This is a genomic window from Streptomyces sp. NPDC045678, from assembly GCF_056432085.1.
Map to the genome: position 1 here is coordinate 185,659 of NZ_JBWKJS010000005.1, position 14,959 is coordinate 200,617.

Consider the following 14,959-nt stretch of genomic DNA (forward strand, 5'->3'; position numbering starts at 1 on the left):
AGCGCTCCCCCCTTCACTGATTTTTCGGCACGCCAAATGGTGCTGAGGGCAGCCTTTCTATCACCCTGCCCCCGTACCACACGGGCCCGGTCCTGTCCCTGTTCCCAAGGGAGGACCGGCCTGTAATGCGTCCGTTACGCGAGCTCCACGACAGCTCTACGCGTCCTCCGCAAGCTCCAACCAGCGCATTTCCAACTCGTCCCGCTCGCCGATCAGTTCACGGAGCTCGGCGTCCAGTTTGGCCACCTTTTCGAAGTCCGTGGCGTTATCGGCGATTTGGGCGTGGAGCTTGGCCTCCTTCTGGGAGACCTTGTCCAGCTGCCGCTCGATCTTCTGGAGCTCCTTCTTGGCGGCGCGGGCCTCTGCGGCGGAAACCGTCCTCGTCCCGGCGTCCCGCGCTGCGGCGGGCGCGGCCGCGGGAGCCGACGGGGTCGCGGCGGCCGCCATCCGCTGCCTGCGCTCCAGGTACTCGTCGATGCCGCGCGGCAGCATCCGCATGGTGGCGTCGCCCAGAAGCGCGAACACCTTGTCCGTCGTCCGCTCGACGAAGAACCGGTCGTGGGAGATCACGACCATGGAGCCCGGCCAGCCGTCGAGCACGTCCTCCAGCTGTGTCAGGGTCTCGATGTCGAGGTCGTTGGTCGGCTCGTCGAGGAAGAGGACGTTCGGCTCGTCCATGAGGAGGCGCAGCAGCTGCAGCCTGCGCCGCTCACCGCCGGAGAGGTCGCCGACCGGCGTCCACTGCTTCTCCTTGTTGAACCCGAACGTCTCGCAGAGCTGCCCCGCGGTCATCTCGCGGCCCTTGCCGAGGTCGACGCGCTCGCGCACCTGCTGCACGGCTTCGAGGACCCGGAGCGTCGGCTTCAGCTCGGCGACCTCCTGCGACAGGTAGGCCAGCTTCACCGTCCTGCCGACGACGATCTTCCCCTCCGCGGGCTGCACGTCGCCGTCGCTGCGGGCCGCGTCGGCCATGGCGCGCAGCAGCGAGGTCTTGCCCGCGCCGTTCACACCGACCAGGCCGATGCGATCGCCGGGGCCGAGCTGCCAGGTCAGGTGCTTGAGCAGCAGCTTGGGCCCGGCCTGGACGGACACGTCCTCCAGGTCGAACACGGTCTTGCCGAGCCGCGTCGTCGCGAACTTCATCAGCTCGCTGGTGTCCCGCGGCGGCGGCACGTCCGCGATCAGTTCGTTCGCCGCCTCGATGCGGAACTTCGGCTTGCTGGTGCGGGCGGGGGCGCCGCGACGCAGCCACGCCAGCTCCTTGCGCATCAGGTTCTGCCGCTTGGTCTCCTCGGTGGCGGCGATGCGCTCGCGCTCGGCACGCGCGAACACGTAGTCCGAGTAGCCGCCCTCGTACTCGAAGACGGAGCCCTTCTGCACGTCCCACATACGGGTGCACACCTGGTCCAGGAACCAGCGGTCGTGCGTCACGCACACGAGCGCCGAGCGCCGCGTCCGCAGGTGCTCGGCCAGCCACGAGATGCCCTCGACGTCGAGGTGGTTGGTCGGCTCGTCGAGCACGATCAGATCCTGCTCGGCGATGAGCAGCTTCGCCAGCGCGATGCGTCGCCGCTCGCCACCGGAGAGCGGGCCGATGACGGTGTCGAGCCCCTGCGGGAACCCCGGCAGGTCGAGGCCGCCGAACAGCCCGGTCAGCACGTCCCTGATCTTGGCGCTGCCCGCCCACTCGTGGTCGGCGAGGTCACCGATGACCTCGTGCCGGACGGTGGCGGCCGGGTCGAGGGAGTCGTGCTGCGTCAGCACGCCGAGGCGCAGCCCGCCGTTGTGGGTGACGCGGCCGGTGTCCGCCTCCTCCAGCTTGGCGAGCATCCGGATCAGGGTGGTCTTCCCGTCGCCGTTGCGCCCCACGACGCCGATCCTGTCCCCCTCGGACACGCCGAGTGAGACGCCGTCGAGCAGGGCACGGGTGCCGTACACCTTGCTGACTGCCTCGACATTGACCAGATTGACGGCCATTTCACTCCTGACAGGGGGGACGATCGACTTTCAAGCGTAGTCGCCCGCGCGGGCGGCCCTTCGACCGCGCACCGGTCACCAGTGCCGGGGGCCCGCGGGAGGCGGTGGCGGCATCCGCGTTCCCGGGTACGCGAAGCCGAGCCGGAGGTCCTGCATGGTCGTGATCGTCCGGATCATCACGATGCCGCAGATGCCGGCGGCTATCAGTGCGGCGTCGGAGAACATGAACATCAGCAGGGCCGCGCGTCCCTGCCCCACGTCGCCCTCGTCGGAGGCGATGAGCAGCAGCCAGCCGAGTGCGCTCAGCACGCTGGACGCGACCCAGGTCGCCCACCATGCGGTGACGGCACCCTGCCCCGGCCGGGCGTACGGCGACGGGTGTGCGCCGCCTGACGGGTGTACGCCGCCCGACGGGTCGCTGACCGCGACGATGTCGTCGGTGATCTGCTTCGGTATCCACCAGTTGGCGAACGGTATGAACCACGCGCCGATGGCCATGCCCGGCGACTGGCGGTGTCGCCCCGGGGCGAAGACCTCCGCGTTCGTCCGCACGCGGTTGAACCACGTCAGGAAGACGGGGATCGCCGCGAGGAATCCGATGCCGAGCAGCAGCACGGCGAAGGCCCAGAAGTCCCCGACGTCGTCGTCCCGGTAGAACGCGTACCAGGAGCGCCCCAACGTGTCGTACAGGTCGAAGTCCGCGACCAGCCGCAGCAACGCGAGCGCGGCGACGCCCCCGAGCAGCACCATGGCCGCCGTACCGATCCCGGCGACCGGGGCGGGCCGGGGCGGGATCGGCACGTAGTAACGGGGATAGAGGGCTGGGGGTGGCCCCGGCGGGCCCGGCGGGAACGGTGCGGGTCCGGATGGAAACGGGCCGGACGGAACCGGGCCGGGCGGGGCCGCGCCCATGCCCGGCAGCGGCGGACCCGGCGGAGGCCCCACCGGGTACGGCCCGCTCGCCGACGGCCCGCTCGCCGACGGCGCGTCCACAGGAGGCGCCCACGAGAACGGCACCCCCACCGTGGGCGCGACGGTCGGCGGCGGCCCCGGGGACGGCGGCTCCGCGGCCGCAGGCACGGCAGACTTGGAGATGTCCACCGGCGACCTGTCCTCCGGAGACGTATCCACCGGCGGCGTGTCCTCCGGAGGCAGGTCGAATGGCGCTTCCGCCGGATTGTCCGGCGAGTCCGGTGCGCCTGGTGGTGTGTGCGGCATGGTTCCCCCGATTCCTCTCGCCCCCAACGCAGCCGTCCGACCGCTGCGTTCCGTCCCCGGGGCCCTGAGAATTCAGGTTACGGCGATCACTCGTACCGTGCCCGACCCTGTGGACAACTCAGCGGTTGTGGACAACTCCGCGGCCCACCCGCTCGACCAGGAGCCATCTGACCAGCGCCATCGCGAACCACCTACTGGAGGAGCGTCCTAGAGGAGCATCGCGCCCGGCGCGGGCGACTGCGCGACCCGGGCCGCGCGGCACGTGCCGGACGCCAGGAGCGCGTCCGCCACCCGCACCGCGGACGCGTGGTCCCGCGCGAGGAACGCCGTCGTCGGGCCCGAGCCGGAGACCAGCGCGGCGAGCGCACCCGCCGCCGTGCCCGCCGCGAGGGTGTCGCGCAGCGAGGGGAAGAGGGAGAGGGCCGCGGGCTGCAGGTCGTTGGTGGCCGTGGCGGCGAGGGCGTCCACGTCACCGTCGCGCAGGGCCGCGAGCAGGGCGGGCGAGGCCTCGGGGGCGGGCGCGTCCGGGGTCAGCCGGTCGAACTCGCGGTACACCGCGGGCGTGGAGAGTCCGCCGTCGGCGACGGCGAACACCCAGAAGAAGGCGCCTCCGACGTCCAGCGGTTCCAGCTTCTCGCCGCGCCCGGTGCCGAGCGCGGCGCCCCCCACCAGGCTGAACGGTACGTCGCTGCCCAACTCGGCGCAGATGTCGTTCAGTTCGCCGTAGCTCGCCCCGGTCCCCCACAGCGCGTCGCACGCCACGAGCGCGCCCGCGGCATCGGCGCTGCCGCCCGCCATACCGCCCGCGACAGGGATGTCCTTGGCGATGTGCAGGTGGACGTCGGGGGCGATGCCGTGGCGCGCGGCAAGGAGCTCCGCGGCGCGGGCGGCCAGGTTCGTACGGTCCAGGGGGACTTGGTCCGCGCCGGGGCCCTCGCAGGTCACCCGCAGCTCGTCGGCGGCGGTGACGGTGACCTCGTCGTAGAGGCCGACGGCGAGGAAGACGTTGGCGAGGTCGTGGAAGCCGTCGGGGCGTGCGGCGCCCACCGCCAGCTGGACGTTGACCTTCGCGGGGACCCGTACCGTCACGCTCACGCGCCGGCCTCCTTGTGCTCGGCGATCCGCGCGAACTCCTCCACGGTCAGGGCCTCGCCGCGCGCCTGGGGCGAGACTCCTGCGGCGACCAGGGCGGCCTCCGCGGCGGCGGCGGATCCGGCCCATCCGGAGAGGGCGGCCCGCAGCGTCTTCCTGCGCTGTGCGAAGGCGGCGTCGACGACGGCGAAGACCTCACGCTTGGAAGCGCTGGTCCTGACCGGTTCGGCGCGGCGCACGAGGGAGACGAGTCCGGAGTCGACGTTGGGCGCGGGCCAGAAGACGTTGCGGCCGATGGATCCGGCGCGCTTCACCTCCGCGTACCAGTTGGCCTTCACGGACGGCACGCCGTAGACGCGCGACCCCGGTCCGGCGGCGAGCCGGTCGGCGACCTCGGCCTGCACCATCACGAGGGTGCGCTCGATGGTCGGGAAGGTGTCGAGCATGTGGAGCAGGACGGGTACGGCCACGTTGTACGGGAGGTTCGCGACGAGGGCGGTGGGCGCGGGGCCCGGCAGCTCGCCCACGAGCATCGCGTCGCTGTGCACGAGCCCGAAGGACGCCACCTTCTCCGGGAGGCGGGCCTGCACGGTGGCGGGCAGCGCCTCGGCGAGCACGTCGTCGATCTCCACGGCGGTGACGTGGGCGGCGGTCTCCAGGAGGGCCAGGGTCAGGGACCCGAGGCCCGGGCCGACCTCGACGACGACGTCGTCCGGGCGGACCTCCGCGGTGCGGACGATGCGCCGTACGGTGTTGGCGTCGATGACGAAGTTCTGGCCGCGCTGCTTGGTCGGGCGTACGCCCAGGGCAGCGGCCAGCTCGCGGATGTCGGCGGGGCCGAGGAGGGCGCCTTGCTCAGTGCTCACCGCACCAGGTTAAGGGGCGCCGGCGCGATGCCCGGCCGGTAGGCCGCGGCGCCCGGCCTACAGCCTGCTGCCGCAGTGGGGCCAGGGGGTGGCGCCTCGTTGCACGTAGAGCTTCTTCGCCCGGAACGTCTGCTCCGCCGCGGAGGCGTCCTGGGGGCGGCCCGAGCCACCGAGGGCCTGCCAGGTCCGCGTGTCGAACTGGTACAGGCCGCCGTACGTCCCGGAGGGGTCCACCGCCCCGGGCCGCCCGCCCGACTCGCAGTGCGCGAGTCCGCCCCAGTTGAGGTCGTCCGCACCGGCCACCGACATCGGCATCTGTTTCGTGCCGACCTTGATCACCCGCTTCTGCGGCTCGCGCACCACCTCGGACCCGACCCGCTTCGGCTTCTGCTTGACGCCGTTGACCGTGCGCACCGTGTACGTGACCCGTCTGACCCCCGCCTGTCCCGCGTGCGCCACGACCTCCGTGCCGCGGAAGAGCGACGGGTCCTCGGTCCTCTCCACGTCGAACGGGATCTGCTCCTCCCGTACCTCCCGCGCGCCCGTGACCCGCATGACGGTCACCGTCTGGCCGTCGCGCGGAAAGCTGTCGGGAGCGACCGACGTCGTGTCCTGGCCCCGCAGCGTCACCCCGGACTCGGCGACCGCTTCCCGTACCGTCGCCGCATTCGTACGGATCGTCCGCTCCCTGCCGTCCGCCATGATCGTGACGGTGCGTTCCGTGCGGACGTCGAGGGCGAGGCCGGCCCGCCCGATGCGGCTGCTGCGCGACGCCGACAGGTGCGCGCCCTCCGCGCGCACCCCGAGCTGCCGCAGCGCCCCGTCCACCGTGCGCGCCGTGGTCCACACCCGGCGGCGCTCCCCGTCGAGGGTGAGGTGGACGGGCCTGCCGTAGCGGACGGCGATCTCGTCGCCGCTGGCCAGGGCCGTACCGGACGCCGGCGCGACGATGTCGTGGTCGCCGACGTCCACACCCTCGTCGGCGAGGAGTTCACCGACGTCGTCCGCGAAGGTGTGCAGGGTGCGCGGCTTGCCGTCGACGATGAGCTCCACGGCCTTGTCGTCGGCGACGAACGCGGACGTGCCGCCTGCGAGGAACGCGACGACGAGCGCCTGCGGGACCAGCCGCCGCATCGCATCGGGACCGGCCCCGGCCCCGGCTCCGGCTCCAGTTCCGGCCCCGGCCCCGGTTCCGGCTCCGATCCGTTCGGGAGCCCGGGCGGGCTTCCTGCCGCGCCCGCCCCGTCGCGTCTCGGCCCGCCCGGGAGCGGGCACCACGGCCTCGGGCTCGTACGCGGGCTCCGGCTCCGGAGCGAGCGGCACGCTGTCCAGCGTCTCCTCGTACGCCACCTGGTAGGAGTACGACGTCTCCTGCCACACCTCGTAGGCAGGCTCGTACGACGGCGGGCCGTACTGCGGCTCGTACGTCGTCTCGTACGTCTCGTACTGCGAGTTGCTCACGATGACGCTCCAGGGGTCCGTACCGGGGCGGACAGAACCTAGCGGAGCTCTCGTCACTCTCCAAAGCGGCATGGCTACGCTGTGTCGCCGCGTTGACCTGAGCCGCCCCCCGCGAAGGGCTCGGGGCGTTATCGGTCAGTAAGCAAACGCGCGAGCCGTGTTCGCCGAGACCGCCGCGGCCATGGCGTCCTCGTCGATGCCGCGGATCTCGGCCATGGCCCGCACCGTGACCGGAATGAGATACGGGGCGTTGGGCCGTCCGCGGTACGGGGCGGGCGTCAGGAACGGCGCGTCGGTCTCCACGAGGACCAGGTCGAGGGGGGCCACGGCCAGCGCGTCCCGCAGCCCCTGCGCGTTCTTGAAGGTGACGTTGCCCGCGAAGGACATGAAGTACCCGTGCTCGGCGCAGATGCGGGCCATGTCGGCGTCGCCGGAGTAGCAGTGGAAGACGGTGCGCTCGGGGGCGCCCTCCTCCTTCAGGACGCGCAGCACGTCGTCGTGGGCCTCGCGATCGTGGATGACCAGCGCCTTGCCGTGCCGCTTGGCGATCTCGATGTGCGCGCGGAACGACCGCTCCTGGGCGGCCATGCCCTCGGGTCCCGTACGGAAATAGTCGAGGCCCGTCTCGCCGACGCCGAGCACATGCGGCAGGGCGGCGAGCCGGTCGATCTCGGCGAGCGCCTCGTCGAGCGCGGCGTCACCGCCGGGTTCGCGGGCGCCCTGCCGGGACCAGCCGTCGGGGTCGCCGAGGACGATGCGGGGCGCTTCGTTGGGGTGGAGGGCGACGGTGGCGTGCACGCTGTCGTACGCGGCGGCGGTCTCCGCCGCCCACCGCGAACCGCGTACGTCGCACCCCACCTGGACCACCGTCGTGACGCCGACCGACGCGGCCTTGGCGAGACCCTCCTCCACGGTGCCCGACTGCATGTCGAGGTGGGTGTGGGAGTCGGCGACCGCCACCCGGAGCGGTTCGGGCAGGGGCGGCGGTACGTCGGCGTTCTTCGAAGGCATGCCTCGATCCTACGAAGAAGCCCATCCGCCTGGGTGGGCCCCTTCTTACAGAAGAAGCACGTCCGGCCGACTCGGCCCCTTCTTACAGAAGAAGCGCGTCCGCCCGGACGGGAACCTAGTGCGCCCGCCGGTGCTGGAACGGGTGCAGCAGGTCGGACAGGTGCCAGTGGTGACGTTCCGCGCTGTCACCCTCGCCGGTTCCGAGGGCGCCCGGCTCGACCGCGTCCACCGGCCCGGCCGGCTTCCCGACGCCCTTCGCCGCTCCCGCGTGCTGCCGCCGCATCATGTCGAGCACGGAGGACACCTGCCCGGCACGCATGATCCGCACGACGTGGCCGCCGCAGTTCAGGCACGTGGGCCGGGTCAGCGGCGACGGCACGCGCGCACCGTCCGCCAGGTACGTCACGAACTCCTGACCCTTGCCGTCCACGTGGTGCTCTATCTCGTAGGACTGCTCCCAACCGTGCCCGCACCGCATGCAGGCGAAGGCGTACGACTCGTGAACGACATTCAGCGCCGTGGCGGGGTGGCCGGTGTCTGCGATCTCACTCATGCCAGCTGCTCCTCTTGCCCGAGGGACAAGCACTGCCGACGTCCGGGAAGGTCCCGGGCCGGAAGCGTGGGGACGGGTGCGTCCCTTCAACCAGTGGACGCCTTTCCGGGAGCGAGCGCATCAGACCTGTCGAGCATTGGAGCCTTTTTGGCCTTTCCTTAGGAAAGGGGCCCGAAAAGGGCCTGGCGCGCGGCCCGTGCTTTGCTTTTCACGATAGTCCTTTGCCTGCCGATGGGCTGTCCCGATCCGCATTCTTTGCCGCCACGACGGCATCGAAGACCTCGCGTTTGGGAAGTCCCGCTTCAGCGGCCACCGCGGCGATCGCCTCCTTGCGTCGCTCGCCCGCCTCCTCGCGCACCCGCACCCTGCGCACCAGCTCGTCCGGGCCCAGTTCCGCCGCGCTCTTCTCGGGCGCGCCCTCGACGACGACGGTGATCTCGCCCCGTACGCCGTCGGCGGCCCACTCGGCGAGTTCCTTCAGCGAACCGCGCTTGACCTCTTCGTACGTCTTGGTCAGCTCGCGGCAGACCGCGGCCCTGCGCTCCTCGCCGAACGCCTCGGCCATCGCGGCGAGCGTGTCGTCGATGCGGTGCGGCGCCTCGAAGTAGACGAGCGTCCTGCGGTCCTCCGCGACCTCCTTGAGGCGCGAGAGGCGTTCGCCCGCCTTGCGCGGCAGGAAGCCCTCGAAGCAGAAGCGATCGACGGGCAGCCCGGAGAGCGCGAGCGCCGTGAGCACGGCCGAGGGGCCCGGCACGGCCGTCACCCGCACGTCCCGCTCGACGGCGGCCGCGACCAGTCGGTAGCCGGGGTCGGAGACGGACGGCATGCCCGCGTCCGTCACGAGCAGCACGCGCGCGCCGCCCACCAGCGCCTCGACCAGCTCGGGCGTGCGCGCGGTCTCGTTGCCCTCGAAGTACGAGACGACCCGCCCGCCGACCTGCACGCCGAGCGCCTGGGTGAGCCTGCGCAGGCGCCGCGTGTCCTCGGCGGCGACGACATCGGCCGACTCCAGCTCGGCGGCGAGCCGCGGCGGCGCGTCGGCGACGTCACCGATGGGGGTGCCTGCCAACACAAGGGTTCCGGGGGAATCAGCGCTTCCTGTCACTCTTCCATCCTCGCAGGGCCCACGGACGGGACTCGCACAGTCTGGTTCCCTACGATGGCGCGGTGACCAGTACCGCGTCTTCCCCGGACACCCGCGAGGGCCAGGCAGCCGAGGGGCAGCAGCCTCCGTGGCAGCGGCGGCTGCGCAGATTCGGCCATGTGGAGCGGCCGAGGGAGGACGTGCGGGCGCGCCTCGTGCCCCCGTACACGCAGCCAGGGCCCCGCCTGTGGATGACGCTCGGCCTGTCGAGGAGAGCCGCGGACCTGGTGGGGCGGTGGTCCGGCTGGGCCGGGCCGCTGCTGATCACGCTCGTCGCCGGAGTGGCCCGCTTCTGGCACCTCGGCAATCCGAAGGCCGTGATATTCGACGAGACGTACTACGCGAAGGACGCCTGGGCGCTCATCCACCGCGGCTTCGAGGTCAACTGGCCCGAGAAGGTCAACGGTGACGTCCTGAAGCAGGGCAGCGACATCGCGATCCCGCACGACGCGGCGTACGTGGTGCATCCGCCCGTCGGCAAGTACGTGATCGGCGTCGGCGAGTGGCTGTTCGGCTTCGACCCGTTCGGCTGGCGCTTCATGACGGCGGTGCTCGGCACGCTGTCGGTGCTGATGCTGTGCCGGATCGGGCGGCGGCTCTTCCGCTCGACGTTCCTGGGGTGTCTGGCGGGCGCGCTGCTCGCGGTGGACGGCCTGCACTTCGTGATGAGCCGCACGGCGCTGCTCGACCAGGTCCTGATGTTCTTCGTGCTCGCCGCGTTCGGGTGCTTCCTGATCGACAGGGACAGGGCGCGGGCACGGCTCGCGGCCGCCCTGCCTGCCGACGAGGACGGGCGGGTGCGCCCCGACGCGCACGTCGCGGAGACGCTGCGCCTGGGGTGGCGGCCGTGGCGGTGGGCGGCCGGGCTCTGCCTGGGCCTCGCCTTCGGCACGAAGTGGAACGGCCTGTACGTCATGGTCTTCCTCTGCCTGATGACCGTCTTCTGGGACGTGGGCGCGCGCCGGGTGGCCGGTGCGGTGCGGCCCTACCGCGCGGTGCTGCGCCGGGACGTGCTCCCGGCGTTCGTATCGACGGTGCCGGTGGCGCTCGCCACGTACGTGATCTCGTGGCTCGGCTGGATCCTGTCGCCCACGGACGGCACCGGCGGCTACTACCGCAACTGGGCGGCGACGGCGGGCAAGAACAGCGACTGGACGTGGCTGCCGGACTGGGTGCGCAGCCTGTGGCACTACGAACACGCGGTGTACGAGTTCCACGTGGGCCTCTCCTCGCCCCACACCTACCAGTCCAACCCGTGGAGCTGGATCGTCGACGGCAGGCCCGTCTCGTACTTCTACGAGTCGCCGCTGCCCGGCAACGACGGCTGCCCCTCGGACACCACGGAGAAGTGCGCCCGCGAGGTCCTCGCGCTCGGCACGCCGCTGCTGTGGTGGGCGGCGGCCTTCGCGCTGCTGTACGTCCTGTGGCGGTGGGTGTTCCGCCGCGACTGGCGGGCGGGCGCGATCCTGTGCGGTGTCGTGGCGGGCTATCTGCCCTGGTTCTTCTACCAGGAGCGGACGATCTTCTACTTCTACGCGGTCGTCTTCGTGCCGTTCCTGTGCCTCGCGGTGGCGATGATGATCGGCGCGATGCTCGGCCCGCCGGGGTCCGGCGAGCGGCGCCGGGTCGCGGGCGCGGCCGCGTCGGGCGTTCTCGTCCTGCTCATCCTCTGGAACTTCATCTATTTCTGGCCGATCTACACGGGCACCGCGATTCCGATCGATTCCTGGCGGTCGCGAATGTGGCTGGATACGTGGGTGTGACACCCCGGTGCCACGCCTCGGTGTAGTACACACCTTGGACACCTTCGGATAACGACAGTCCCGTACCTCACCTCCGTTCCTCCCGGCCCTTTAGTGTTCAGGGCGAATGACCTTCCCGGCCACGTCCGGGAGGGCTCCTGGGGAGGGGGCGCATCGTGCGCAGAGGAGCAAAGGCCGCGTTGGTCGGTGGAGTCTTCGCCGCCATGGTGGGGGGCGCCGGGTACGGCGCGTACACGTTGGTGAACGACGTGAGCGGGGACGACGACGCACCGCGGTCCGAGGCGGCCGAGGTGAGGACGGGGCCGCTGTCGGACGGCGAGGTCCGTGAGACGGCCCGCGATTTCCTGAAGGCATGGGCCGAGGGCGACGCCCGGCAGGCCGCCGCGTACACGAACAACTCCGAGGCGGCCGCGAAGGCCCTGACCGGGTTCCGCGAGGACGCGCGCCTGACCAAGGCGAAGCTCGTCCCGAAGGAGGCGTCCGGCGCCCGCGTACCGTTCTCCGTCTCGACAACGGTGTCGTACAAAGGGAAGAGCAAGCCCTTCGCGTACGACTCCCAGCTCACCGTCGTCCGCGGCAAGACCACCGGGCGCGCGCTCGTCGACTGGTCGGAAGCCGTCCTCCACCCCACGCTGGAGAAGGGCGACACCCTCGTGACGGGCGAGTCCGCCGCCCCGCCCATCCAGGCCGTGGACCGCGCGGGTACGGTCCTGCGCAAGAAGGACTACCCCTCGCTCGGCCCGATCCTGGACACGCTGCGCGAGAAGTACGGCGAGAGCGCGGGCGGAAAGCCGGGCGTGGAGCTGTACGTCCAGCACGCGGACGAGGACGCGGGCACCCGTTCCCTGGTCAGCCTCGCGCCCGGCAAACCCGGCAAACTGCACACGACGCTCAGCGCGGGCGTGCAGAAGGCGGCGGAGCAGGCGGTCCTGCGGAGCGACGAGTCGTCCGTGGTCGCGCTGAAGCCGAGCACCGGTGAAGTCCTCGCGGTCGCCAACAACCGCAAGGACGCGTTCAACGCGGCGTTCCTCGGCAAGGTCCCGCCCGGCTCGACGATGAAGATCGTCTCGGCGGCGATGCTCATCGACAAGGGCATCACCAAGGCGAGCGGCCCCGCGCCCTGCCCGGCCACCGCGACCTGGCAGAGCCAGACGTTCAGCAACCTCAAGGGCATGGTGCCGAACGAGTCCGCGACGTTCTCGGAGGACTTCGCGCGCTCCTGCAACACCGCGTTCGTGAAGCTCATAGACGAGGACGGCATCTCCGACTCGTCGCTCACCGAGGAGGCGCGGAACAACTTCGGCCTGGGCCAGGACTGGAAGGTCGGCATCCCGTCCTACGACGGCTCCGTCCCCGAGTCCACCGGCCCCAACCGCGCGGCCAACGCCATCGGTCAGGGCGAGGTCCTGATGAACCCGCTGAACTTGGCGTCGGTCACGGCGACGGCGATGACGGGCACCTTCCGGCAGCCCGTGATCGTGCCGGCCTCCCTCGACGACCGCCAACTGGCCACCGCCCAGGGCCTGCGCGCCTCCACCGTCCAGCAGCTGCGCCAGATGATGAACCGCACGGCGGTCAGCGGCACCGGCGCACGCGCCATGGCCGGGCTGGGCAGCGACATCGGCGCGAAGACCGGGTCGGCCGAGATAGGTGGCCAGGAGGTGTCGGACAGCTGGTTCACGGGCTATCGGGGCGATGTCGCCGCGGCAGCGCTGGCGGAGCGGGGCGGGCACGGCGGCGACACGGCCGGGCCGATCGTGGCGGCGGTGCTGGGCGCAGGGTAGGCGGTGCGCGGGTCCGGCGCCCGGCCGGGCGCCGAACTGGTCAAGGGCTTCTCCGTACGCCTCTAAGGTGGCCTTCCGGTGAGGAGCCGGGGGTTCTGGGGAACTGCGGAGGGTTTGTGGGCAAGCGAAGGCGCGCCACCGGGCGCAAGAACGTCGGCGTCGGGAACGTGAAGGTGCACCCGGGTGTGCTCGGCGGGGCGGCGGCCGTGGTCGTGTGCGGCGTGGGGGCCGCCGCGTTCGCGCTGTCCGGTGGTCCGGGTTCCGGGGGCGGCTCGACCGTCGACGAGAAGCCGGTGGCGTCGGGCCCGCCGAAGCCCGCCGAAGTCCGCTCCACCGCGCGGGCGTTCCTCGCCGCGTGGGCGGAGGGCGACGCGGCGCGGGCGGCCGCGCTGACGGACGACCCCGCGGCGGCGAAGAAGGCCCTGACGTCGTACCGCAAGGACGCCCACCTCACGAAGCCCCGTCTGACGCCGGGCAAGCGCGCGGGCGCCGACGTGCCGTTCAAGGCCGCGGCCACGGTCTCGTACGAGGGAAAGAGCAAGGCCCTGTCGTACGAGTCCGAACTCACGGTCGTCCGCAGGAAGAGCGACGGGAAGACGCTGGTCGGCTGGGAGCCCTCGGTGGTCCACCCGGAGCTGAAGGAGGGCGACCGGCTGGTCACGGGCGAGGCCGGCGACCCGCCGATCAAGGCGGTGGACCGGGACGGGGCGGAGCTGACGGCGGCGAAGTACCCGTCACTGGGCACGGTGCTCGACGGGCTGCGCGAGAAGTACGGAAAGAAGGCGGGCGGCAAGGCGGGGGTCGAGCTGCGGGTGGTGCGCGCGGAGAAGCCCGGGACCAAGAAGGGCGGGGCCGGTAAGGGGGACGACGCGAAGTCGACGCCCGACAAGACGCTCCTCACGCTCTCCCCCGGCACCCCGGGAACGCTGAAGACGACGTTCAGCGGCTCCCTGCAGTCCACCGCCGAGCGCGAGACCGCCAAGCGGAAGCGGGCGTCCGTCGTCGTCGTCAGACCGAGCACGGGCGAGATCCTGGCCGCGGCGAACTCCGAACCGGCCGGCTTCAACACGGCGTTCCAGGGCTCGATCGCGCCCGGCTCCACGATGAAGGTCATCAGCTCGTCGATGCTGCTTGAGAAGAAGCTCGCCGGAGTCGACAAGAAGCACCCGTGCCCCAAGTACGAGACGTACGGCGGCTGGAAGTTCCAGAACGACGACAAGTTCCAGATCAAGAACGGCACGTTCCGGGCGAGCTTCGCGCGGTCCTGCAACACGGCTTTCATCAGCCAGGCCAAGAAGCTGGAGAACGACTCCCTCACCAAGCAGGCCCAGGAGGTCTTCGGACTCGGCCGCGACAACTGGTCGATCGGCGTCTCGTCGTTCGACGGGGCGGTGCCGGTGCAGAGCGACGCGCAGATGGCGGCCTCGCTCATCGGGCAGGGCGGTGTGCGCATGAACCCCCTCAACATGGCGTCGGTCGCGGCGACGGTGAAGTCGGGCACGTTCAAGCAGCCCTACCTGGTCTCTCCCGACGTCGACGACCGCGAGCTGGCGACGGCGACGCGCAAGATGTCGGGCTCCACGGCCGCGGCGCTGCGGGACCTGATGCACTACACGGCGGTCGCGGGCACGGCGGTCGAGCCGATGTCGGGCCTCGGCTCCGACATGGGCGCGAAGACGGGTTCGGCGGAGGTCGACGGCCAGAAGAAGCCCAACGGCTGGTTCACGGCGTACCGGGGCGACCTGGCGTCGGCGGCGGTCGTGCAGGAGGGCGGGCACGGCGGGGACTCGGCGGGGCCGGTGGTACGGGCGATGTTGCGGGCGGGAGGCTGAGCGACGCCCGCGGGGGGGGCGGGTCAGGGGCGCCGGGGGGGGCGGGTCAGGGGCGCGGGGAACTGCGCGATCAGCCACGACGAATCCGCGGACGCGTCTGCGCGCTGCTTCGGCAGACGCGTCCGCGGCTTTACCCGGATTGCTCGCACAGTTCCCCGCGCCCCTGACAGCGCGCTGCCCGCGTGCGACACGTGCCGGACGGGGGGCGTCCGCTATGCGGATACATGCTCGCGTGCCCCGTACACGGACCGCTAGCGT

Annotated in this window: 11 protein-coding genes; 3 read left to right on the top strand and 8 right to left on the bottom strand. The window is 71.6% G+C overall.

Annotated elements, in window-relative coordinates; genetic code table 11:
• Positions 1 to 156: 156 nt before the first annotated feature.
• The 8 genes from AC07DO_RS18945 to rsmI all read right to left on the bottom strand — a co-directional run bounded on the left by AC07DO_RS18945 (position 157) and on the right by rsmI (position 9,250).
• Positions 157 to 1,977 (bottom strand): ABC-F family ATP-binding cassette domain-containing protein, encoded by a 1,821-nt coding sequence (locus tag AC07DO_RS18945; RefSeq protein WP_479060968.1) that lies wholly within the window; start codon positions 1,975 to 1,977, stop codon positions 157 to 159.
• A 75-nt stretch (positions 1,978 to 2,052) separates the two neighbouring features.
• Positions 2,053 to 2,778 carry a DUF4328 domain-containing protein gene (locus AC07DO_RS18950; protein WP_479060969.1) on the bottom strand — a complete coding sequence of 242 codons (726 nt, stop codon included), beginning with the start codon at positions 2,776 to 2,778 and terminating at the stop codon, positions 2,053 to 2,055.
• Positions 2,779 to 3,402: 624 nt separating this feature from the next.
• On the bottom strand, positions 3,403 to 4,290 hold the full coding sequence (locus AC07DO_RS18955) for a 4-(cytidine 5'-diphospho)-2-C-methyl-D-erythritol kinase (RefSeq protein WP_479060970.1): 888 nt from the start codon (positions 4,288 to 4,290) through the stop codon (positions 3,403 to 3,405).
• Positions 4,287 to 5,153: a 16S rRNA (adenine(1518)-N(6)/adenine(1519)-N(6))-dimethyltransferase RsmA gene (gene rsmA, locus AC07DO_RS18960; RefSeq protein ID WP_479060971.1), complete on the bottom strand. Its 867-nt coding sequence runs from the start codon at positions 5,151 to 5,153 to the stop codon at positions 4,287 to 4,289. Before rsmA ends, AC07DO_RS18955 begins: the two co-directional genes overlap by 4 nt.
• Before the next feature lie 57 nt (positions 5,154 to 5,210).
• Positions 5,211 to 6,614, bottom strand: a complete 1,404-nt coding sequence (locus AC07DO_RS18965) for a ubiquitin-like domain-containing protein (protein WP_479060972.1) — start codon at positions 6,612 to 6,614, stop codon at positions 5,211 to 5,213.
• A 135-nt stretch (positions 6,615 to 6,749) separates the two neighbouring features.
• On the bottom strand, positions 6,750 to 7,625 hold the full coding sequence (locus tag AC07DO_RS18970) for a TatD family hydrolase (RefSeq protein ID WP_479060974.1): 876 nt from the start codon (positions 7,623 to 7,625) through the stop codon (positions 6,750 to 6,752).
• A 115-nt stretch (positions 7,626 to 7,740) separates the two neighbouring features.
• On the bottom strand, positions 7,741 to 8,178 hold the full coding sequence (locus AC07DO_RS18975) for a hypothetical protein (RefSeq protein WP_479060975.1): 438 nt from the start codon (positions 8,176 to 8,178) through the stop codon (positions 7,741 to 7,743).
• A gap of 208 nt (positions 8,179 to 8,386) precedes the next feature.
• Positions 8,387 to 9,250, bottom strand: a complete 864-nt coding sequence (gene rsmI, locus AC07DO_RS18980; protein ID WP_479060977.1) for a 16S rRNA (cytidine(1402)-2'-O)-methyltransferase — start codon at positions 9,248 to 9,250, stop codon at positions 8,387 to 8,389.
• Between the two features lie 95 nt (positions 9,251 to 9,345).
• Here rsmI and AC07DO_RS18985 point away from each other — a divergent pair, with 95 nt between their 5' ends.
• The 3 genes from AC07DO_RS18985 to AC07DO_RS18995 all read left to right on the top strand — a co-directional run bounded on the left by AC07DO_RS18985 (position 9,346) and on the right by AC07DO_RS18995 (position 14,701).
• Positions 9,346 to 11,085: a dolichyl-phosphate-mannose--protein mannosyltransferase gene (locus AC07DO_RS18985; RefSeq protein ID WP_479060979.1), complete on the top strand. Its 1,740-nt coding sequence runs from the start codon at positions 9,346 to 9,348 to the stop codon at positions 11,083 to 11,085.
• A gap of 155 nt (positions 11,086 to 11,240) precedes the next feature.
• Complete coding sequence (locus AC07DO_RS18990; RefSeq protein WP_479060980.1) at positions 11,241 to 12,869, top strand: penicillin-binding transpeptidase domain-containing protein; 1,629 nt, start codon at positions 11,241 to 11,243, stop codon at positions 12,867 to 12,869.
• Between the two features lie 116 nt (positions 12,870 to 12,985).
• The gene (locus tag AC07DO_RS18995; RefSeq protein WP_479060982.1) at positions 12,986 to 14,701 is read left to right on the top strand and encodes a penicillin-binding transpeptidase domain-containing protein; all 1,716 of its coding nucleotides are present in this window, start codon (positions 12,986 to 12,988) and stop codon (positions 14,699 to 14,701) included.
• The last annotated feature ends 258 nt before the right edge of the window (positions 14,702 to 14,959 follow it).